Origin of the sequence: Leclercia sp. M-A074-M (assembly GCF_965195605.1) — a bacterium.
Taxonomy (GTDB): Bacteria; Pseudomonadota; Gammaproteobacteria; order Enterobacterales; family Enterobacteriaceae; genus Enterobacter.
Genome location: NZ_CBDAHM010000006.1, coordinates 138,833 through 159,672, shown reverse-complemented (window position 1 = coordinate 159,672; position 20,840 = coordinate 138,833). Strand labels below are relative to the sequence as shown.

Below are 20,840 nucleotides of genomic sequence, written 5' to 3'. Positions count from 1 at the left end.
GGAATTATGAGCACGTCTACTACTCCTGTTGTGACCTCCATGCAGATTATCCCGGTCGCGGGTCATGACAGCATGCTGATGAACCTGAGCGGCGCCCATGCCCCGTTCTTCACCCGTAATATTGTGATTATCAAAGATAACGCCGGTCACACCGGGGTAGGTGAAATCCCGGGTGGCGAGAAGATCCGTAAAACGCTGGAAGATGCGATCCCGTTAGTGGTGGGTCAAACCCTGGGCGCCTATAAAAACGTTCTTAACGCCGTCCGTAACGAATTTGCCGACCGTGACGCAAGTGGCCGCGGGTTGCAGACCTTCGACCTGCGCACCACTATCCACGTGGTGACCGGTATTGAAGCGGCGATGCTCGACCTGCTGGGCCAGCATCTGGGCGTTAACGTCGCCTCCCTGCTGGGTGACGGGCAGCAGCGCACCGAAGTTGAGATGCTGGGCTACCTGTTCTTTGTGGGCAACCGCAAGCTGACCCCGCTGCCGTACCAGAGCCAGCCGGATGAGCAGTGCGACTGGTATCGCCTGCGCCATGAAGAGGCGATGACCCCTGATGCGGTGGTCCGTCTGGCGGAAGCCGCCTACGAGAAGTACGGCTTTAACGATTTCAAACTCAAGGGCGGCGTGCTGGCAGGAGAAGAAGAAGCCGAATCGATCATTGCACTGGCGAAACGCTTCCCACAGGCGCGCGTCACCCTCGATCCAAACGGCGCATGGTCGCTGGACGAGGCGATCCGCATCGGTAAGCGTCTGAAGGGCGTGCTGGCCTATGCGGAAGATCCGTGCGGTGCCGAGCAGGGCTTCTCCGGGCGTGAAGTGATGGCCGAGTTCCGCCGCGCCACCGGTCTGCCAACCGCCACCAACATGATCGCCACCGACTGGCGTCAGATGGGGCATACCCTGTCGCTGCAGTCGGTGGATATCCCGCTGGCGGATCCGCACTTCTGGACCATGCAGGGCTCGGTGCGCGTGGCGCAGATGTGTCACGAGTTCGGCCTGACCTGGGGTTCGCACTCCAACAACCACTTTGATATCTCGCTGGCGATGTTCACCCACGTGGCCGCTGCCGCGCCGGGCAACATCACCGCCATCGACACCCACTGGATCTGGCAGGAGGGCAACCAGCGCCTGACCAAACAGCCGTTCGAAATCAAGGGCGGTATGGTGCAGGTACCAACCACACCGGGTCTGGGCGTGGAGCTGGATATGGATCAGGTGATGAAGGCGCACGAGCTCTACCTGCAGCACGGTCTGGGCGCACGCGACGACGCGATGGCGATGCAGTACCTGATTCCGGAGTGGACCTTCAACAACAAACGCCCTTGCATGGTGCGTTAAGTCCGGTGCCGGTTCCTGCGGGAGTCGGCATTATCTCTTGCGTGACGGGTGTATGCTTATGGTAGTCAACATGCGTAAGGACGGCTTATGAAAATAGTGATCGCACCGGACTCTTACAAAGAGAGCCTGAGTGCCCTGGCAGTGGCAACGGCGATAGAGCAAGGATTTTGCGAGATTTTCCCCACGGCGGAGTACGTGAAACTGCCGGTTGCCGATGGCGGGGAGGGCACCGTGGAAGCGATGGTCGCCGCCACCCAGGGTGAAATTATTCAGGTACGCGTAACGGGGCCGCTCGGCGAGCATGTTGACGGTTTTTATGGCCGCTCCGGCGATGGAAAAAGCGCATTCATCGAGATGGCGGCGGCCAGCGGTCTGGAGCTGGTTCCCCCGGCCCAGCGCAATCCGCTGAAAACCACCTCCTGGGGAACCGGGGAGCTGATCCGCCATGCCCTGGATGCAGGCGTAAAACATATCATCATTGGGATTGGCGGCAGCGCCACTAACGATGGCGGCGCAGGGATGGTGCAGGCGCTTGGTGCGAAACTGCTGGACGAACAGGGTCACGCCATCGGTCCCGGCGGCGGTGAACTGGAAAGGCTGGCACGTATCGATATCAGCGGTCTGGATAAACGACTGACGGCGTGCCGCATTGAGGTGGCATGCGATGTCACTAACCCGCTGACCGGCGACAATGGCGCGTCCGCCGTGTTTGGTCCGCAAAAGGGGGCGACCTCAGAGATGATCGTGCGCCTCGATCGCGCGCTGACGCAGTATGCCCGGATCATCGCCCGCGACCTGGACGTTGACGTGCTCGGGCTGGCGGGTGGCGGCGCGGCGGGCGGTATGGGCGCGGCGTTGTATGCGTTTTGCGGCGCGCAGCTGCGCCAGGGTATTGAAATCGTCACCGATGCGCTCAATCTCGACGGCCTGGTGGCCGATGCCGATCTGGTGATCACCGGCGAAGGGCGGATCGACAGCCAGACCGTTCATGGCAAAGTGCCGGTAGGGGTGGCGAAGATTGCCAAACGCTACAATAAACCGGTCATTGGCCTCGCGGGCAGCCTGACGGCGGACGTCGGCGTGGTGCATGACCATGGCATCGACGCGGTGTTCAGCGTGATTTATACCGTCTGTACGCTGGAAGAGGCGCTGGAAGAGGCCGAAGAAAACGTGCGGATGGCGGCCCGCAATATCGCCGCCGTATTAAAAGTGGGAAGGGGGCTGTAATCCCTTCTGTTCCCCCTCTTCCTGTCGGGAGAGGGGCCTTACGACCCCAGCACCTTCATCGCTTCCCGCGTGACGTTATCCATCTCATCCAGCAACTCCAGGAACTCCGGCTCTAGCTCGCTTTCCGGCGTACCGGAACGTAACTGCTGCTCCAGCAGCTGACAGAGATTCTTAAGACGCGGCACCCCGCTGTACCCGCAGCTGCCGTGCAGCTTATGGATCGCCCCGACCAGGTCTTCCGGGTTTTCTCCCACCAGTTGTTCTTCCACTTTATTGCGGATCTCTGGCAGGAACGCGACCAGCATCTGCAGCATCTCCCGCGCGAGGTCATTTTTGCCCGCCGCCTGACGCAGCGCCAGCTGCCAGTCGAGGGTGGCACTGACGTTAGTCACAATCTCCGGGGCCGCCGGCGGAATCTCCGGTGCGGGGATCCAGTTGCCTGTGGTAGGGCCGGGTTTGTAGCGCAGCAGCAGGCTGTGCAGTTTCTCTTCTTCAATCGGCTTCGCCAGATAGTCGTTCATCCCGGCGCTCAGCAGCTTCTCCTTTTGCCCCGCCATCGCATGCGCCGTCACGGCAATCACCGGGGTTTGCTGCTGATGAGGAAGCTGGCGAATCAGTTCACAGGCGCGGATGCCGTCCATACCGGGCATCTGAATATCCATCATGATCAGGTCAAACTGCTTCTCCTTCGCTCGCTCCACCGCCTGCAGACCGCTCTCGCACAGTTCGACATGCTGAACCTGATCCTCCAGCAACGCCCCGATCAGCTTCAGGTTGGCGGGGTTGTCATCCACCGCCATCACGGTCATCGGCAGTTTGCTCTCATCGCTGGTCATCGGTGCGATGTGATGGTTCAGACGGCAATATTCCGTCAGCGTTGGCAACAGGCGCGTGGCCGTCAGCGGTTTCAGCAGGCAGGCGGCCGCCCCGTCATGTTTTAGCTCCTCGGCGTTGATCTGGGCATGGCAGGGCAGGGCCAGCAGCAGGTAATCGGTCATCGAGGCCGCTTTCGCCAGCCGCTCCTCCTGCATGGTCAGATCGCCGGTAAAGGTCACCGGGATCCCCAGCAGCAGGATGTCGTAATGGTCAACCGGCAGCGTGGAGAAGTTCGGGCTGTAGACCACCTCCAGCGGCGTCGTGCTTAACACATCGAGGGTGCTTTGCGCGGCGGCGGTATTGGGCTCCACGTACGCCAGCCGTTTACCCTGCAGGCAATCCATGGCCGGACGATCGGTCAGCACGTTCGGGTTCAGGTCGAGGTTGATATGGAACCAGAAGGTCGAACCCCGGTTAGGCTGGCTGTGGAAGGAGATATCGCCCCCCATCTCATTAACCAGTTTTTGCGTGATGACCAGCCCCAGCCCGGTACCGCCGTGGCGGCGGGAGATACTGGCGTCGGCCTGGCGGAAGGCCTGGAACAGCCGGGACTGATCGCGCTCAGGAATACCGATCCCCGTGTCGCGGATCTGCACCTCAATCTGCACTTTGGTATTGCTGATGGAGCGTTTTTCGACCAGCACGTCGATGTTCCCGCTCTCGGTGAACTTAATGGCGTTACCCACCAGGTTGGTGATCACCTGTTGCAGGCGCAGCGGATCGCCAATGACGTTGTCCGGCACATCATTTTTAATGTTCAGCGTAAGCTCCAGCCCCTTGTCGTGGGAGGAGTGCGCCAGTAGGGTGACCACCTCATCCAGGGTGTTGCGCAGCGGGAACGGAATACTCTCGAGGATCAATTTGCCCGCTTCGAGCTTGGAGAAGTCCAGTACGTCATTGATGATCGCCAGCAGGTTGTTGGCGGAGCGTTCAATGGTATGCAGGTGGTCACGCTGGGTCGGGTTGAGCTCGGTTTTCAGCGTCAGGCGGGTAAAGCCAATCACCCCGTTGAGCGGGGTGCGCAGCTCGTGGGACATATTCGCCAGGAACTCCGACTTGATGCGTGCCGCCTCCTGGGCGCGTTTTTTAGCCAGATCCAGCTCAACGTTCTGGATCTCCATCTGCTCCAGCGTTTCGCGCAGGTCGGAAGTAGCCTGATCGACGTTATGCTGCATCTCCTCATGGTATGCCGCCAGCGACATGGCCATTGAGTTGATGCCGTTTTTCAGCATATCCAGCTCGCCGAGCATAAAGCCTTCGACGCGGCTGTCGAGCTGGCCCCGGCGGATCCGGTCGACGGTATTTACCATGTTGCGGATGGGGCTGGTTACATCCCGCATCAGACGCCAGCCGAAGATCAGCGCAATGCCGATACAGAACAGCATCATCACCGTGGAGATAAAGATCTCCCGGTACTGTTGCAGCCGCACGGACTTGAGATCCAGCTCCAGCGCCACATATCCCAACAGATTGTTATTGGGCTTAGCGTCCGACGCGGGAGATTCATCCGGTGAATAGCTTTCCGAAATAATAGGGGTGCGCAGGATCATTTTTTCATCCTGGCGGATCACGCTCAGCCGTTTTGGAAACGCCGTACCATCCGGCAGCTTCAGGGTGTCGGGATCAAGCTGAATATTGGAGGTCACAAACAGGTGATTATTTTGGTCATACACTGAAATCGCCCGCACAATGTCCGAATGACGACGGTGCAGAATGCTGATGAGCTGGCCGATGGGCTCGCGATTTTGCAGGTTCATGCCGTACTCGCTGGAGACCGCGAGCGGCTCAATAATGCTGGCACCGGCGTCCTCGAGCTGACGTTGCAGGTCGTTATAACGGTGCACCACGAAGAAGGTACTCAGCAGTAAACCAATGAGTACGGTAGGGGCGAGGATCAAAATCATCATGCGCGCACGCAGGCTGTAGTTGGTCATGGAGTTCCGTTATGGGACAATTAGAGTCAATATGTTCATTTGAGAAAATTCCCGGCGATGGCGCAATTCTACTCTGCAAAGCGACGCGTGACGACGCGTCAGATCATAACTGTTGAAGTGACAGACCTCGATCCGTTCGGACAGGGGGTGGCGCGCCACGAGGGCAAGACCGTATTTATTCCCGGCCTGCTGCCCCAGGAGCGTGCGGAAATCACCCTGACGGAAGAGAAACGTCAGTACGCACGCGGGCAGGTAAAGCGCCGTCTTAATGATAGCCCGGAACGTGAAACGCCTCGCTGCCCGCACTTTGGCGTCTGCGGCGGCTGCCAACAACAGCACGCCAGCGTCGCGCTGCAGGAGCGCAGCAAAAGCAACGCCCTGGCGCGCCTGCTGAAGCACGACGTTGATGAAGTGATCGTAGATAAACCCTGGGGCTACCGCCGCCGGGCGCGTCTGAGCCTCAATTATCAGCCGAAAACCGCGCGTCTGGAGATGGGCTTTCGCAAGGCCAACTCCAGCGACATCGTTGATGTCAGAGCGTGCCCCATTCTGGTGCCCCGTCTTGAGGCATTGCTGCCAGAGGTGCGCAAATGCCTCTCTGACCTGCAGGGCGTCCGCCATCTTGGGCACGTTGAGCTGGTGCTGGCAAACAGTGGCCCGCTGATGGTGCTGCGCCATACGGCGCCGCTGTCGGCCCGGGATCGTGAAAAACTGGAACGCTTTTCGCATTCTCATGACCTTGCGCTTTATCTCGCCCCGCAAAGCGAGATACTTGAGCAACTGAGCGGCGAAACGCCCTGGTATGATTCAGACGGGCTACGCTTAACGTTCAGCCCGCGCGACTTCATTCAGGTTAACGACGGCGTTAACCAGCAGATGGTCGCGACCGCGCTGGCGTGGCTGGATATTCAGCCGGAGGACCGGGTACTCGACCTGTTTTGCGGGATGGGCAACTTTACCCTGCCGCTGGCAAAACGGGCACGAAGCGTGGTCGGCGTTGAAGGCGTGGCGGCGCTGGTGGAAAAGGGGCGCGATAACGCTGTTCACAATGCGCTGCAAAACGTGACATTTTTTCACGAAAATCTTGAAGAGGATGTTACCCAGCAGCCATGGGCGGCGCACGGTTTCGATAAAATCCTGCTTGATCCGGCACGCGCGGGCGCGCCAGGCGTGATGCAGCATATTATTAAACTGGCGCCCAAACGCGTGGTCTATGTTTCCTGTAATCCGGCAACGCTTGCCCGCGATAGCGAGGCGTTATTAGCGGCGGGTTACCAGATTCAGCGTCTGGCAATGCTTGATATGTTCCCGCACACTGGGCATCTGGAATCAATGGCGTTGTTTGAACACAATTGATGAGTTTCGGCTTGTCGAATTCGACAGGCAGGGGTCCCTAAAGGAGAGGACAATGGTTGCGGTAAGAAGTGCACATCTCAATAAAGCTGGTGAGTTTGACCCACAAAAATGGATCGCAAGTCTGGGGATTGCCAGCCAGCAGTCGTGTGAACGCTTAACCGAAACATGGGCCTACTGTCTGCGCACCACGCAGGGGCATCCCGATGCCGAGCTGCTGCTGTGGCGCGGCGTAGAGATGGTTGAGATCCTCTCCATGCTGAGTATGGATATCGACACCCTTCGTGCGGCTATGCTCTTCCCGCTGGCCGACGCCGAGGTGGTCACAGAAGAGGTGCTGCGCGAAAGCGTCGGGAAATCGATCGTGGCGCTGATCCACGGCGTGCGCGATATGGCGGCCATCCGTCAGCTCAAAGCCACCCACACCGATTCGGTCTCGTCTGAACAGGTGGATAACGTGCGTCGTATGCTGCTGGCGATGGTGGATGATTTCCGCTGTGTGGTCATTAAGCTTGCCGAACGCGTCGCCCACCTCCGGGAAGTCAAAGACGCGCCGGAAGACGAACGCGTGCTGGCGGCGAAAGAGTGCACCAACATCTATGCCCCGCTGGCGAACCGTCTGGGCATCGGCCAGCTGAAATGGGAGCTGGAGGATTACTGCTTCCGCTACCTGCACCCGGCGGAATACAAACGCATTGCTAAGCTGCTGCACGAACGCCGTATCGATCGGGAACACTACATCGATGAGTTTGTCGGCGGCTTACGTAAGTCGATGAAAGAAGAGGGGGTGAAGGCTGAAGTCTATGGCCGTCCGAAGCATATCTACAGCATCTGGCGCAAAATGCAGAAAAAGCATCTCGCCTTTGACGAGCTGTTTGATGTGCGCGCCGTGCGTATCGTCGCCGAGCGGCTGCAGGACTGCTACGCCGCGCTGGGGATTGTCCACACCCATTACCGTCACCTGCCGGATGAGTTTGACGACTATGTCGCCAATCCGAAACCGAACGGCTACCAGTCGATCCATACCGTGGTGCTGGGGCCGGGCGGCAAAACCGTCGAAATCCAGATCCGTACTAAGCAGATGCATGAGGAGTCCGAGCTCGGCGTCGCCGCGCACTGGAAGTATAAAGAGGGGCCCACAAGCGGGGCGCGCTCCGGTCACGAGGATCGTATCGCCTGGCTGCGTAAGCTGATTGCGTGGCAGGAGGAGATGGCCGACTCCGGTGAAATGCTCGACGAATTGCGCAGCCAGGTCTTTGACGACCGGGTCTACGTCTTTACGCCGAAAGGCGACGTGGTTGACCTGCCGGCAGGCTCAACGCCGCTCGACTTCGCCTACCACATCCATAGCGATGTGGGGCATCGCTGCATCGGCGCCAAAATCGGCGGGCGTATCGTGCCGTTCACCTACCAGCTGCAGATGGGCGACCAGATTGAGATCATCACCCAGAAACAGCCGAACCCGAGCCGCGACTGGCTGAACCCGAACCTCGGCTATGTCACCACCAGCCGCGGGCGCTCAAAAATTCATGCCTGGTTCCGCAAGCAGGATCGCGACAAGAATATTCTTGCCGGACGCCAGATCCTCGATGACGAGCTGGAGCATTTAGGCATCCACCTGAAAGAGGCAGAAAAATTCCTTCTGCCGCGCTACAACTTTAACGAGCTGGATGAGCTGCTGGCCGCCATTGGCGGTGGGGATATTCGTCTTAACCAGATGGTGAATTTCCTGCAGGCGCAGTTCAACAAACCGAGCGCGGAAGAGCAGGATGCGGCGGCGCTGAAGCAGCTTCAGCAGAAGAGCTACGCCCCCTCGCACCGTGGCAAAGAAAAAGACAAAGGCAGAGTGGTGGTGGAGGGCGTCGGCAACCTGATGCACCATATTGCCCGCTGCTGCCAGCCAATCCCGGGGGATGAGATTGTCGGCTTTATCACCCAGGGGCGCGGGATCTCCATTCACCGTGCGGACTGCGATCAGCTGGACGATTTACAGTCTCACGCGCCGGAACGCATCGTGGATGCGGTGTGGGGCGAGAGCTATTCCGCCGGTTATTCACTGGTAGTGCGGGTCTCAGCCAACGATCGCAGCGGCCTGCTGCGCGATATCACCACCATTCTGGCGAACGAGAAGGTGAACGTGCTGGGCGTCGCCAGCCGCAGCGATACGCGCCAGCAGCTCGCCACCATTGATATGACCATCGAAATCTATAACCTGCAGGTGCTGGGCCGTGTGCTCGGCAAGCTGAACCAGGTGCCGGATGTGATCGACGCCCGTCGTCTGCACGGCGGATAATCGCACCTTCTTTTGTAGGCCGGGTAAGGCGCAAGCCGCCACCCGGCATTTTTTTATCAGGACAAAACTATGACCCAAATCGACCGCCTGCTCGGCATTATGCAACGTCTGCGCGACCCGGAAAACGGCTGTCCGTGGGATAAAGAGCAGACTTTCGCCACCATCGCCCCCTACACGCTTGAAGAGACCTACGAGGTATTGGACGCTATCTCCCGGGAAGATTTTGACGATCTGCGCGGCGAGCTGGGAGACCTGCTATTCCAGGTGGTGTTCTATGCGCAGATGGCCCAGGAGGAGGGACGCTTCGATTTCAACGATATCTGTGCCGCCATCAGCGACAAGCTGGAGCGCCGTCACCCGCACATCTTTGGTGATGCCACCGCCGAAAACAGTACCGAGGTTCTGGCCCGCTGGGAACAGATTAAAAGCGCGGAACGGGCTGAAAAGTCGCAACATTCGGCGCTGGACGATATTCCGTTAAGCCTGCCGGCGCTGATGCGCGCGCACAAGATTCAGAAACGCTGCTCGACGGTGGGGTTTGACTGGACATCCTTAGGCCCGGTGCTCGACAAAGTGCATGAAGAGATTGACGAGGTGATGCACGAAGCGCAGCAGGCGGTAGTGGACCAGGAGAAGCTTGAAGAGGAGATGGGCGATCTGCTGTTTGCCACCGTCAATCTTTCTCGTCATCTGGGCGTCAAAGCCGAAATGGCGCTGCAGAAAGCGAACCTCAAATTCGAGCGCCGCTTCCGGGAAGTGGAGCGCATTATCGCGGCGCGCGGCCTGGAAATGACCGGCGTGGACCTCGACGCGATGGAAGAAGTCTGGCAGGAAGTAAAACGCCAGGAATCTGATCTCTAACGGGTTTTTGCGATCAAGCGCAATTTGTGTGATTTTTTAAATGACAAGCGCTTGATTTGCGTCAAAAACATTTACCCAAAAGGGGCTATTTTCTCACTCCCAATATGAGTCAAAGCCTGAGACAGGAGACGGAGAATGAAAGTTTGTGGCGCTCGCCGTGTTCGGGTATACTACTTTCCCGTCCTGGTTATTCCATCGTTTCACCCTAACTTCTCAGGTTCAGCATGACAACGAACTATATTTTTGTGACCGGCGGGGTTGTATCCTCTCTGGGTAAAGGCATTGCCGCAGCCTCCCTCGCAGCCATTCTTGAAGCCCGTGGCCTCAATGTGACCATGATGAAGCTGGATCCGTACATCAACGTCGATCCAGGTACCATGAGCCCGATCCAACACGGGGAAGTGTTCGTTACTGAAGACGGCGCTGAAACCGACCTGGACCTGGGTCACTACGAGCGTTTCATTCGCACCAAAATGACCCGCCGTAACAACTTCACGACTGGCCGTATCTACTCCGACGTTCTGCGTAAAGAGCGTCGCGGTGACTACCTGGGCGCAACCGTTCAGGTTATCCCACACATCACCAACGCCATTAAAGAGCGCATCATTGCTGGTGGTGAAGGCCACGACGTCGTGCTGGTAGAAATCGGCGGTACCGTAGGCGATATCGAATCCCTGCCGTTCCTCGAAGCGATCCGTCAGCTGGCGGTTGATATTGGTCGCGAACACGCGCTGTTCATGCACCTGACCCTGGTGCCTTACATGGCTGCCGCAGGTGAAGTGAAAACCAAACCGACTCAGCACTCCGTTAAAGAGCTGCTCTCCATCGGTATTCAGCCAGATATTCTGGTCTGCCGCTCCGATCGTGCGGTTCCGGCCAACGAACGTGCAAAAATTGCATTGTTCTGTAACGTGCCAGAAAAAGCCGTTATTTCAATGAAAGATGTCGATTCCATTTATAAAATTCCGGGCCTGTTGAAATCACAGGGCCTGGACGATTATATTTGTAAACGATTCAGCTTGAACTGTCCGGAAGCTAACCTGTCTGAATGGGAACAGGTTATTTACGAAGAAGCGAACCCGGCAGGCGAAGTGACTATCGGTATGGTCGGCAAGTACATCGAACTGCCGGACGCCTATAAGTCCGTTATCGAAGCGCTGAAACACGGTGGCCTGAAAAACCGCGTAACCGTCAACATCAAGCTGATCGATTCGCAGGATGTTGAAACCCGCGGTGTAGAAATTCTGAAAGATCTGGATGCTATTTTGATCCCTGGCGGCTTCGGCTACCGTGGCGTTGAAGGCAAGATCGCCACCGCACGCTATGCGCGTGAAAACAATATTCCTTACCTCGGCATTTGCCTGGGTATGCAGGTTGCACTGATTGAATTTGCCCGTAATGTGGTGGGCATGGAAAACGCGAACTCTACGGAATTTGTGCCAGACTGTAAGTACCCTGTTGTGGCGCTGATTACCGAATGGCGCGACGAAGAAGGTAACGTCGAAGTCCGTACCGAGAAAAGCGATCTGGGTGGCACGATGCGTCTGGGTTCTCAGGCTTGCCAGCTCTCTGATGACAGCCTGGTACGCCAGATGTACGGTGCGCCAGTCATCACTGAACGCCATCGTCACCGTTATGAAGTGAACAACCTGCTGTTGAAACAAATTGAAGCTGCGGGTCTGCGTATTGCGGGCCGCTCCGGGGATGATCAGTTGGTCGAGATCATCGAAGTGCCGAACCACCCGTGGTTCGTTGCCTGCCAGTTCCACCCGGAATTTACTTCTACGCCGCGTGATGGACATCCGCTGTTTGCTGGCTTTGTGAAAGCCGCGACGGAGTTCCAGAAGCGTCAGGCGAAGTAAGAAAAGTTAGAACGGCAACGCGTACCAGAGGTACGCGTTGTTTGTCTGGAGTTTTAGTTTAACTTGTACTGAGGAAAATCTAATGTCCAAAATCGTTAAAGTCATCGGTCGTGAAATCATCGACTCCCGTGGTAACCCGACTGTTGAAGCCGAAGTACACCTGGAAGGTGGTTTCGTAGGTATGGCTGCTGCGCCGTCAGGTGCTTCTACTGGTTCCCGCGAAGCGCTGGAACTGCGCGATGGCGACAAATCCCGCTTCCTGGGCAAAGGCGTAACCAAAGCGGTTGGCGCAGTAAACGGTCCTATTGCTCAGGCAATCCTTGGCAAAGATGCCAAAGATCAGGCTGGCATTGACAAGATCATGATCGATCTGGACGGTACTGAAAACAAATCTAACTTCGGTGCGAACGCAATCCTGGCTGTTTCCCTGGCTAACGCCAAAGCAGCAGCTGCTTCTAAAGGTCAGCCACTGTTCGAACACATTGCTGAACTGAACGGCACTCCAGGCAAATACTCTATGCCAGTTCCGATGATGAACATCATCAACGGCGGTGAGCACGCTGACAACAACGTCGACATCCAGGAATTCATGATTCAGCCGGTTGGCGCGAAAACTGTTAAAGAAGCCATCCGTATGGGTTCTGAAGTTTTCCATCACCTGGCAAAAGTTCTGAAAGCCAAAGGCATGAACACCGCTGTTGGTGACGAAGGTGGTTATGCACCTAACCTGGGTTCTAACGCCGAAGCACTGGCCGTAATCGCTGAAGCAGTTAAAGCAGCAGGCTACGAGCTGGGCACCGACATCACCCTGGCGATGGACTGCGCAGCATCTGAATTCTACAAAGACGGTAAATACGTTCTGGCTGGCGAAGGCAACAAAGCCTTCTCTTCCGAAGAGTTCACTCACTTCCTGGAAGAGCTGACCAAACAGTACCCAATCGTCTCCATCGAAGATGGTCTGGACGAGTCTGACTGGGATGGTTTCGCATACCAGACTAAAGTCCTGGGCGACAAAATCCAGCTGGTTGGTGATGACCTGTTCGTAACCAACACCAAAATCCTGAAAGAAGGTATCGAGAAAGGCATCGCTAACTCCATCCTGATCAAATTCAACCAGATCGGTTCTCTGACCGAAACTCTGGCTGCGATCAAAATGGCGAAAGACGCTGGCTACACTGCCGTTATCTCTCACCGTTCAGGCGAAACTGAAGACGCGACCATCGCTGACCTGGCTGTTGGTACCGCTGCTGGCCAGATCAAAACCGGTTCTATGAGCCGTTCTGACCGTGTTGCTAAATACAACCAGCTGATTCGTATCGAAGAAGCGCTGGGCGAGAAAGCACCTTACAACGGTCGTAAAGAGATCAAAGGTCAGTAATTCACGCTGAACTTTCATCTTTAGAAAAACCCGCTTCGGCGGGTTTTTTTTTATCATTACACCGTCGGTACGCGATGACGTGTGCATACCGCCTGTTCAATAATTTCGGCAGCCCGTGCTGCCCCTCCGGCATTTATCAGCTGAGTCTGGAGGGCGGTGATGCGCTGCGTGTACTGCTTATTTTCCAGCAGGTCGAGAAGATGCTGGCTGAGCGTGCGGCTCGGCGAAAAACGGCAGGCCTTCAGGCCAATGCCGCTGAAGACCACTCGGGCGGCGACGCCTGGCTGATCAAACGCCAGAGGTACGGCGAGGATCGGCGTGGCGGTGGCGATGGCATCCATAACCGTATTCAGCCCTGCGTGGGTGATGACGGCGCTGGCATCGCGCAATACCGCCAGCTGATCGGTAAATCCTACGGTTTGCGCCCCCGCACGCGCCAGCCGGGCGGTTTGACTTGCATTGAGTCTGTCACAGTGGGCAATAAGCAAGGGCACACCAGCCTGTCGGCAGGCGCGGGCAATCGTGCGGAACAGCCCGTAGCGGTAGCCCTGGAGCGTGCCCAGTGAGGCAAAAACAAACGGCTTCTTATTGCCGGAAGAGACCGTTGGCGGATCGTAGCGTAGCGGGCCTACCGCATGGAAGCAGGCGGGCAAGGTGCGTGGAAAATCAAAGCCCGGGATGGTCTGGCTGATTTGCGCCAACGGCGACAGGCATTGATCCAGCCTGGTGCGCGAGGGTAGACCAAACGCCCGGGCATGACAGGCAATGACCCGCCCCTGTTTCGACATCAGCCAGTCATAAACATCCGCGCTGGAGGCGTATAATTTCCGGCTGCGATTGCTGGTGCCATAGCGAAAAGGCATCACCGGCAAGGGAATGGTGTTATCCCGGTTTACCGGCAGGGCGCAGCAGATAGAGATAAAGGGCAGGTTGAGCGCTTGTGCAACCAGCCCTCCTGCCGGCTCCATCTGATCGACAATCACGGCGTCAATATTGTGCTGTTTGAAGGCGAGAGGCAGTTCACGGCACAGCATATCGGTAACGCTTGCCATGTCTGATATCAGGCGGAAAAAACCCGGCTCGTGCATCGCAGACGGCGTCGGGTGACCCACGGCGATGAAGTGCGCCTGCGGTTCCCTGAGCAGCGTGCGGGCCTCTTCCTGCTGAAAAAAAGTGACCCGATGGCCGCGCACGATAAGGTGTTTTGCCAGTGCTTCCATAGCGCGCATATGGCTGTATAACGGTAGCGTTATTACCGCAAAATGGCTCATTCTGCTTGTCCAGTATTCTGATGGCTACTCAGTCAAAGGGGTTAACGTCGACAGCCGGGTGGGCGATATCTTAAAAGCGTAGCGTAAGTTTTAATGTTTTTAACATTGCCTTCTGACCACGGCTTTCCACCCTAAGGCTGTTAACCTGGCTATCCTTAAACTGACCGGAATAAAATCGTGACGGGGGTTGTTTTGCCTGATTATGTGCGATCTGCAATAATGCCCCCCCCGTAAATCTGACCAGAGATAACTATGCAGTACCCGATTAACGAGATGTTCCAGACCCTGCAAGGCGAGGGTTACTTCACCGGCGTTCCCGCTATTTTTATTCGTCTGCAGGGATGCCCGGTTGGCTGTGCCTGGTGTGATACCAAACATACCTGGGAAACGCTTAGCGATCGGGAAGTGTCACTGTTCAGCATTCTGGCGAAAACCAAAGAGAGCGACAAATGGGGCGCAGCAAATCCGGAAGATCTGCTGGCGATCATTGGGCGTCAGGGCTGGACGGCGCGCCATGTGGTGATCACCGGCGGTGAACCTTGCATTCACGATCTGATGCCGCTCACCATGCTGCTGGAGAAGAACGGCTTTAGCTGTCAGATTGAGACCAGCGGCACCCATGAAGTGCGCTGCTCCCACACCACCTGGGTGACGGTATCGCCAAAAGTCAATATGCGTGGCGGTTACGACATCCTCTCCCAGGCGCTGGAGCGTGCCGATGAGATCAAACACCCGGTCGGGCGCACGCGCGATATCGAAGCGCTGGACGAGCTGCTGGCAACGCTGACGGACGAAAAACAGCGCGTTATTGCGCTGCAGCCCATCAGCCAGAAAGAGGATGCCACCCGTCTGTGTATTGAGACTTGTATTGCGCGTAACTGGCGTCTGTCGATGCAGACCCACAAATACCTGAATATCGCCTGATAGCCCTGCGGCCTCTGTTACTAAGGGGCCCGCAATTTGGGTAATAACGTCCAGGCCACCACCGCCGAACCGAGACAAATCGCACTGTTAAACAGCAGCGCATACTGGGCGGCGCTGGCCATGCCCAGCGGTAGCAGCAGGGCATACAGTGAAGCCGTTACGGCGATCCCCATTGCTCCGCCCAGCGAACTGCCCATCTTATAGATCCCTGATGCCACCCCAACTTTGCTCTCTGGCGCGTTCATCACCGCCGTGTCTGTCGATGGCGTGGCATAACAGCCCAGCCCGAGGCCAAACAGGACGTTGCTGAAAAAGACGGTCACGATATAGCTCTCTTTGCTCAGGAAAGTGCAGGAGATAAAGGTAATGCCGATTGCGGTCAACACCGGGCCGGTCATCATCGGCAGGCGGGCGCCATAGCGTTGAAGTAGCTTTTCCCCCACACGAATCATGGCGAGCACCGTCACCAGATACCCCAGCGTCATCATTCCGGTTTGCAAAGGCGTCAGATGATGGCCCTGCTGTAACCAGATGCTGGTGATCATCATGGTGCCAATACAGCCGTTGAGCATGAAGTTCGAGAGCACCGCCGCGCTGTAGGCCCGGTTTTTAAACAGCGCAAAATTAATCAGCGCCGCATCGCCTTTGCGCAGGCCGGTAACGATAAAGCCCAGTGCCGCGAGGATCGTTGCCCCCAGCACCGTCAGTGACAGGCCGCTGCCCCAGCCCCAGCTATGCCCTTTGCTGATAAACAGGTTGAGCAGCACCAGCATACAGACAAAACTCACCAACCCGCCAATATCCAGCTTGTGCTGACCAGCACTGGCGCTTCGGCTTTCCGGCGTACCGCGGATCAACAGCAGTGCAGCCAGGGCCATCGCGATGGAAAAAACAAAAATCCAGCGCCAGCCCAGGCTGGTGGCAATCGCGCCGCCAACAAACGAGCTCAGGCCGCTGCCGCCCCAGGAGCCAATGACCCAGAAGCTGATCGCCCGCTGGCGCGCTTTACCATCGTACCAGGTTTTAATCAGCGCCAGTGTCGCGGGCATAATGCAGGCTGCCGACAGCCCCTGGATCGCCCGTCCCAGCAGGAAAAGCACCGGTTCCCGGGCCAGAAACAACAGGCCGCTGCCGATGATACTCAGCACCAGGCCGATAACCGTCAGGCGCACGCGGCCAAACTTATCGGCAAAGCCACCGCTGGCGACCACAAAGCAACCGCTGAATAACGCGCTGAGACTGACTGCCAGCGTGAGCGTCTCCAGGGATATGTCGAGGCTATTTTTCATGGCCGGCACGACGTTAATCACCGACTGGGCAAATAACCAGAATGTCAGAACGCTCAGAACAATACCCGCCAGCAGTCGATCGTTACCTGCGAAAGCCGGGGTGCCTGTCAGGGGAACGGTACTCATTGTGCAGCCCTCCTGGGGATATGGGATCAACGCAGATAGTGTTCGGTCAGGGCGCTCCAGAGTGCGGCGCCGGTGATCAGGATCTTGTCGTTAAAGTCATAGCCCGGGTTATGCACCATGCAGCGATCCGCTTCATCGCCCACGCCGATGGTGAAGTAACAGCCGTCAGGGTTCCTTTCAAGCATAAAGGCGAAGTCTTCACTGCCCATGAATGAACCGATAGCGGCCACAGCATCTTGTCCGAACAGATCCTGGGCGACGGTACGCACCATCTCGTTGGCCGCAGGATTATTGATGAGCACCGGGCTGCCGTTGATATGGCGGATGGTGGCCGTGGCGTTGAAGCTCTCTGCCTGCGCAACGGCGATATCGTGGATGCGCTGCAGGACGGTTTGACGCACCTTTTCGTTCAGGGTGCGCACGGTCAGTTTCATCAGAACTTTGTCGTTGATGATGTTGGGCGCATGACCGGCCTGAATACTGCCGACCGTCACCACGGCGGGTTCAAACGGAGTGATATTGCGCGACACAATCGACTGCAGGGCGAGGGTGATATGGCAGGCCACCAGCGTCGCATCGACGGTATGTTCCGGCAGGGCACCGTGCCCACCCACGCCATTAACTTCAATGTGTATAGTGTCCGAGGAGGCCATCATGGCGCCATCGCGCAGGCCAATTTTGCCCAGTTTCTGCCCCGGCATATTATGCAGGCCAAAAATATGGTCGCAGGGGAAGGTCTCAAACAGGCCATCTTCGACCATCACCCGTCCGCCATACAGGAGCTCTTCCGCTGGCTGGAAAATCAGGTGCAGCGTGCCGTTAAAGTTGCGGGTGCGCGCCAGGTACTCGGCGGCATAGAGCAGGGTGGTGGTGTGGCCGTCGTGACCGCAGCCGTGGAATTTGCCTTCAACGGTGCTGCTCCACGCTTTGCCGCTCTCCTCCTGCATCGGCAACGCATCCATATCGGCGCGAAGACCAAGACGTTTGCTGCCGTTGCCCACTTTCAGGGTGCCGACCACCCCGGTTTTTGCCATCCCGTGATGTACCTCATATCCCCATTGCTGAAGCAGTTCCGCAACGCGCTGGCTGGTTTGCTGCTCCTCAAAACCGATCTCAGGATGCTGATGAAAATGTCGCCGCAGCTCAATAAACTGCGCTTCGTTGCCCTGCAGTGCTTCAACAATCGGATGTGTCATTTTTGTTATCCTTTTTTTATCAAACAATGCTAATTTCGAGTTTATGCCGATCGCAGCGACGGAAAATGCACTTTTTTGTTGTGAAGCGACGCATTATTTCTGATTGTTTTTCATACAATTCCGTAATGACAAAAAACAGCGCGTCATAATTTGTCTTCCCTGGAGGAACACATGGAGCAACGGGGTAGCGAGTTTTGGGTGAAGGTGCAGGATATTCGTCAGTTTCATCAGGAGGAGGACGACGCGCTGACGCTGCTGTGGCTGCTGGAAGGGAGCGCCGACCTGCACACGGACCAGCGGCAGATGACCCTGACAGCGGATAGCCTGACGATCGTTAATCGCAATCAACGCTGGCAGCTCACCAGCGAGAGCGGCAATACGACGATGTGTGTCATGCTTTCCGGGCGCTGGATCCAGCAGCTCTGTAGCGACTTTTTTACCCATGATTACGCCATCCCGCCCGAAGCCGGGAGCGGCTGGCCTCCTGGTGATGAGCTACGCCATCTTCTGCGCCAACTGCTGGTCTGCACCCTGATCAACGATCAGCATCGCTACCGGCTGGAGGCGACCCGCTGGCTGAGCGAGATCCTGCTCCTGCTGACCAGCCGGTTTCAGCAACCCGCCCGCCTGCTTCTGCGGGAACATCATCCGGGCGTAAGCAAACGCATCGCCCGAGTGGTGGAACGCATCAACGCCAGCTACACCCGACGCATTACGCTTGCTGAAATCGCCGGAAGCGAATTTGTTTCAGAAGCCTGGCTCTCCCGTCTTTTTCGCAAAGAGATGGGCGTCAGTTTTATGCAGTACATTACCACCCTGCGCCTTGAGAAGGCGGCCGACGCGCTTCGCCTGACCAACCGTCCGCTGCATCAGATTGCGCTGGAGCAGGGGTTCGCCAGTACGCGGATGATGAGCGATCTGTTCCGGCGTCATCACCAGATGGCCCCGGGAGCGTATCGCAAACAACGTCGTCATCACGCCGGGATGCCCCGTCTACGTCCAGGCAATGGGGAGCAGCGTTATCCGGTGGCAGTGGACAAGCTCTTCAGCCTGCTAAATGAAGCCGAAACGCGCGGTCGGGAGCCGTTGCCATTAACCCCGCATCCGGTGCAGGAGAGGGTGCTCGATCTGCATCTTCTCAAGCCCGCCGCGCCGCTGCGTCATACCCGAATGGTAGTGACGGTGCGTGAGCTGGACGATCTGCTGCGGGAGGATGTGCGCCGGGAGCTGGAAAAGCTGGGGGAGGCGATGCCTCTTTTCGGGATTGATATCGCTGAGCCATTTCTCAGTAGCCGCCTGTTTGCCAGCGGCTGGGACGATCCGCTGATGGCAGGTTATGCCTGCTGGTACAACCTTCATCAGGTCTTCAGCTGGCTTGCTCAAAAACAGTGGACGGTGCTGCTGCATACCGGCCTGACAACCCGCACCGACCTGCTGGCGCGTTTCTTACAGCAGTCGGTCAATCACTTTTCGCCTGAGATTACCGATCGCTGGCAATTTGTGATGCACTGGTCAACGCAGGCGAGCGAGGAGACAAGAGCGCAGGTCTGGCAGGCTCAGCGGGCGACGCTGCGGGAATATCTGCCGCAGGCGACGTTCGGCGTGTGGCACCGTTTTGCGCCCGGGCACACGGGGCATAACGATGAGGCTCTGCTGGACTCGACTCTCCTCACCCAGGCCGATTTTTTGGCCTGTCCGGCCGATGGCAATGAGCTTCTCGATCTGGCGCAGCTGGATCCGGCTCATCTCTCTTCCTCTGAAAACTATCCGGTGCAGAAGGTCCGGCAGATCCTGACCTCGCTTCGTCAGCGAAAGCTCTCGCTTCCGGTATGGCTGCTGTCGTGGAATACCCTCACCGGCAACACGCGCGCCACCAACGGCTGGTTTTTTCGTGGGGCACTGCTGATGCAAAACCTGCTCGGACTGTCGGAACAGGTGTGGCTGGCCGGGTTCTGGCTCAACTCGGGCTTACAGGGGGAAGCGCGGGCCAACAATACCATCGATACCTCGAGCCTGGCGCTGCAGTATAACCACGGCCTGCCGCGCCCGATCTATTGGGTAGTCTGGCTGTGGCGACGCCTGCGCGGTGAGGTGTTAGTCAACGAAAAGAATCTTCTGCTATTGCGCCACCACAACGGATACCAACTGCTGCTGCGCAATACGGTGGTGTTTAACCCGTTACTCTCCAGCGAAGAGGCTTTCATTCAGCGTTTTCGCCAGCAGTACCACGTTCAGCTGAAGGGGCTAAGCGGCAGGTGGCGGATTAAGTGTCATCTGTTTGATCAGCACAACGGCGCGCTGTACCCCTTGATTGAAGGCGTGCGCAGTGAAAGGGGACCTGACGAAGAGATGTGGCGCTGGATGGAGCATAAAGCGCGTCCAACGTTGTCAATGCGTGATGAACGGCTTCATGATGGCTGGCAGATTACGGCGTCGCTGGAAAGCAACGCGCTGATGCTCTTTGAGCTCGCGCCGTTGCTCTCTCATGAGACGTAATTATTCGCCGCGGTAGACGCAGCCCGCGGTGCAGGTCTCTTTGATCATTACCGCACTCAGCAGCGGCACCAGCGGTTTGATCTCATTCCAGATCCATTTTGCCAGCACTTCGCTGGTCGGATTTTCAAGACCCGGAATATCGTTCAGATAGTAATGATCGAGGCGATCGTAGGTCGGCTTGAAGGCGGCCTTCAGCTCGGCAAAATCCATGATCCAACCGGTATACGGATCGACTTCACCCGTGATCTCCAGACGCACCATAAAGGAGTGTCCGTGCAGACGACCACATTTATGCCCTTCCGGGACGTGAGGCAGATGGTGGGCGGCTTCGAAGATGAAATCTTTAAACAGTGTGGTGGACATCGTGGACTCTCAAAAATGCGGAAAAAACCGCCGTAGAGTACCGGAAA

At 57.2% G+C, this 20,840-nt stretch carries 14 protein-coding genes; 9 read left to right on the top strand and 5 right to left on the bottom strand.

Annotated elements, in window-relative coordinates:
- Positions 1–3: 3 nt before the first annotated feature.
- Positions 4–1,344: a glucarate dehydratase gene (gene gudD / locus ACOKCT_RS13995; RefSeq protein ID WP_168192060.1), complete on the top strand. Its 1,341-nt coding sequence runs from the start codon at positions 4–6 to the stop codon at positions 1,342–1,344.
- Positions 1,345–1,431: 87 nt separating this feature from the next.
- Positions 1,432–2,571, top strand: coding sequence for a glycerate kinase (locus ACOKCT_RS13990; RefSeq protein WP_103180937.1), 1,140 nt, complete (start codon positions 1,432–1,434; stop codon positions 2,569–2,571).
- Between the two features lie 38 nt (positions 2,572–2,609).
- Here the strand turns inward: ACOKCT_RS13990 and barA are convergent, their stop codons facing one another.
- On the bottom strand, positions 2,610–5,381 hold the full coding sequence (barA, locus tag ACOKCT_RS13985; protein WP_156655172.1) for a two-component sensor histidine kinase BarA: 2,772 nt from the start codon (positions 5,379–5,381) through the stop codon (positions 2,610–2,612).
- A 57-nt stretch (positions 5,382–5,438) separates the two neighbouring features.
- Between barA and rlmD the strand changes: the two genes are divergently transcribed.
- The 5 genes from rlmD to eno all read left to right on the top strand — a co-directional run bounded on the left by rlmD (position 5,439) and on the right by eno (position 13,128).
- Positions 5,439–6,737, top strand: coding sequence for a 23S rRNA (uracil(1939)-C(5))-methyltransferase RlmD (gene rlmD, locus ACOKCT_RS13980; protein WP_156655171.1), 1,299 nt, complete (start codon positions 5,439–5,441; stop codon positions 6,735–6,737).
- A gap of 52 nt (positions 6,738–6,789) precedes the next feature.
- Positions 6,790–9,027: a GTP diphosphokinase gene (relA, locus tag ACOKCT_RS13975; RefSeq protein ID WP_103822711.1), complete on the top strand. Its 2,238-nt coding sequence runs from the start codon at positions 6,790–6,792 to the stop codon at positions 9,025–9,027.
- A gap of 69 nt (positions 9,028–9,096) precedes the next feature.
- A complete protein-coding gene (gene mazG / locus ACOKCT_RS13970) occupies positions 9,097–9,888 on the top strand; it encodes a nucleoside triphosphate pyrophosphohydrolase (RefSeq protein WP_103180933.1) in 792 nt (263 codons plus the stop codon).
- 224 nt (positions 9,889–10,112) lie between these two features.
- Complete coding sequence (pyrG, locus tag ACOKCT_RS13965; RefSeq protein ID WP_103180932.1) at positions 10,113–11,750, top strand: glutamine hydrolyzing CTP synthase; 1,638 nt, start codon at positions 10,113–10,115, stop codon at positions 11,748–11,750.
- Between the two features lie 82 nt (positions 11,751–11,832).
- Complete coding sequence (gene eno / locus ACOKCT_RS13960) at positions 11,833–13,128, top strand: phosphopyruvate hydratase (RefSeq protein ID WP_103180931.1); 1,296 nt, start codon at positions 11,833–11,835, stop codon at positions 13,126–13,128.
- 56 nt (positions 13,129–13,184) lie between these two features.
- Here eno and ACOKCT_RS13955 read toward each other — a convergent pair whose 3' ends face one another.
- Positions 13,185–14,399, bottom strand: coding sequence for a glycosyltransferase (locus tag ACOKCT_RS13955; protein WP_420193582.1), 1,215 nt, complete (start codon positions 14,397–14,399; stop codon positions 13,185–13,187).
- A gap of 252 nt (positions 14,400–14,651) precedes the next feature.
- On the opposite strand from ACOKCT_RS13955, the gene queE reads away from it, so the two are divergent.
- Complete coding sequence (queE, locus tag ACOKCT_RS13950) at positions 14,652–15,323, top strand: 7-carboxy-7-deazaguanine synthase QueE (RefSeq protein ID WP_103180929.1); 672 nt, start codon at positions 14,652–14,654, stop codon at positions 15,321–15,323.
- A gap of 20 nt (positions 15,324–15,343) precedes the next feature.
- Here queE and ACOKCT_RS13945 read toward each other — a convergent pair whose 3' ends face one another.
- Together ACOKCT_RS13945 and ACOKCT_RS13940 are read right to left on the bottom strand one after the other, a co-directional pair.
- Positions 15,344–16,738, bottom strand: coding sequence for an MFS transporter (locus ACOKCT_RS13945; RefSeq protein WP_420193581.1), 1,395 nt, complete (start codon positions 16,736–16,738; stop codon positions 15,344–15,346).
- 26 nt (positions 16,739–16,764) lie between these two features.
- Positions 16,765–17,934, bottom strand: a complete 1,170-nt coding sequence (locus ACOKCT_RS13940) for a M20 aminoacylase family protein (protein ID WP_420193580.1) — start codon at positions 17,932–17,934, stop codon at positions 16,765–16,767.
- A gap of 171 nt (positions 17,935–18,105) precedes the next feature.
- Here ACOKCT_RS13940 and ACOKCT_RS13935 point away from each other — a divergent pair, with 171 nt between their 5' ends.
- Positions 18,106–20,430 carry a helix-turn-helix domain-containing protein gene (locus tag ACOKCT_RS13935; RefSeq protein WP_159339797.1) on the top strand — a complete coding sequence of 775 codons (2,325 nt, stop codon included), beginning with the start codon at positions 18,106–18,108 and terminating at the stop codon, positions 20,428–20,430.
- Here the strand turns inward: ACOKCT_RS13935 and queD are convergent, their stop codons facing one another.
- A complete protein-coding gene (gene queD / locus ACOKCT_RS13930; protein ID WP_103180925.1) occupies positions 20,431–20,793 on the bottom strand; it encodes a 6-carboxytetrahydropterin synthase QueD in 363 nt (120 codons plus the stop codon).
- Between the last annotated feature and the right edge of the window lie 47 nt (positions 20,794–20,840).

What these genes read in the sequence shown, in the direction of transcription:
- relA (WP_103822711.1), top strand. Translation starts at nt 6,790, where the DNA reads ATGGTTGCGGTAAGAAGTGCACATCTCAATAAAGCTGGTGAGTTTGAC.
- ACOKCT_RS13990 (WP_103180937.1), top strand. Translation starts at nt 1,432, where the DNA reads ATGAAAATAGTGATCGCACCGGACTCTTACAAAGAGAGCCTGAGTGCC.
- barA (WP_156655172.1), bottom strand. Translation starts at nt 5,381, where the DNA reads ATGACCAACTACAGCCTGCGTGCGCGCATGATGATTTTGATCCTCGCC.
- ACOKCT_RS13945 (WP_420193581.1), bottom strand. Translation starts at nt 16,738, where the DNA reads ATGAGTACCGTTCCCCTGACAGGCACCCCGGCTTTCGCAGGTAACGAT.
- queE (WP_103180929.1), top strand. Translation starts at nt 14,652, where the DNA reads ATGCAGTACCCGATTAACGAGATGTTCCAGACCCTGCAAGGCGAGGGT.
- ACOKCT_RS13935 (WP_159339797.1), top strand. Translation starts at nt 18,106, where the DNA reads ATGGAGCAACGGGGTAGCGAGTTTTGGGTGAAGGTGCAGGATATTCGT.
- rlmD (WP_156655171.1), top strand. Translation starts at nt 5,439, where the DNA reads ATGGCGCAATTCTACTCTGCAAAGCGACGCGTGACGACGCGTCAGATC.
- mazG (WP_103180933.1), top strand. Translation starts at nt 9,097, where the DNA reads ATGACCCAAATCGACCGCCTGCTCGGCATTATGCAACGTCTGCGCGAC.
- eno (WP_103180931.1), top strand. Translation starts at nt 11,833, where the DNA reads ATGTCCAAAATCGTTAAAGTCATCGGTCGTGAAATCATCGACTCCCGT.
- queD (WP_103180925.1), bottom strand. Translation starts at nt 20,793, where the DNA reads ATGTCCACCACACTGTTTAAAGATTTCATCTTCGAAGCCGCCCACCAT.
- pyrG (WP_103180932.1), top strand. Translation starts at nt 10,113, where the DNA reads ATGACAACGAACTATATTTTTGTGACCGGCGGGGTTGTATCCTCTCTG.
- ACOKCT_RS13955 (WP_420193582.1), bottom strand. Translation starts at nt 14,399, where the DNA reads ATGAGCCATTTTGCGGTAATAACGCTACCGTTATACAGCCATATGCGC.
- ACOKCT_RS13940 (WP_420193580.1), bottom strand. Translation starts at nt 17,934, where the DNA reads ATGACACATCCGATTGTTGAAGCACTGCAGGGCAACGAAGCGCAGTTT.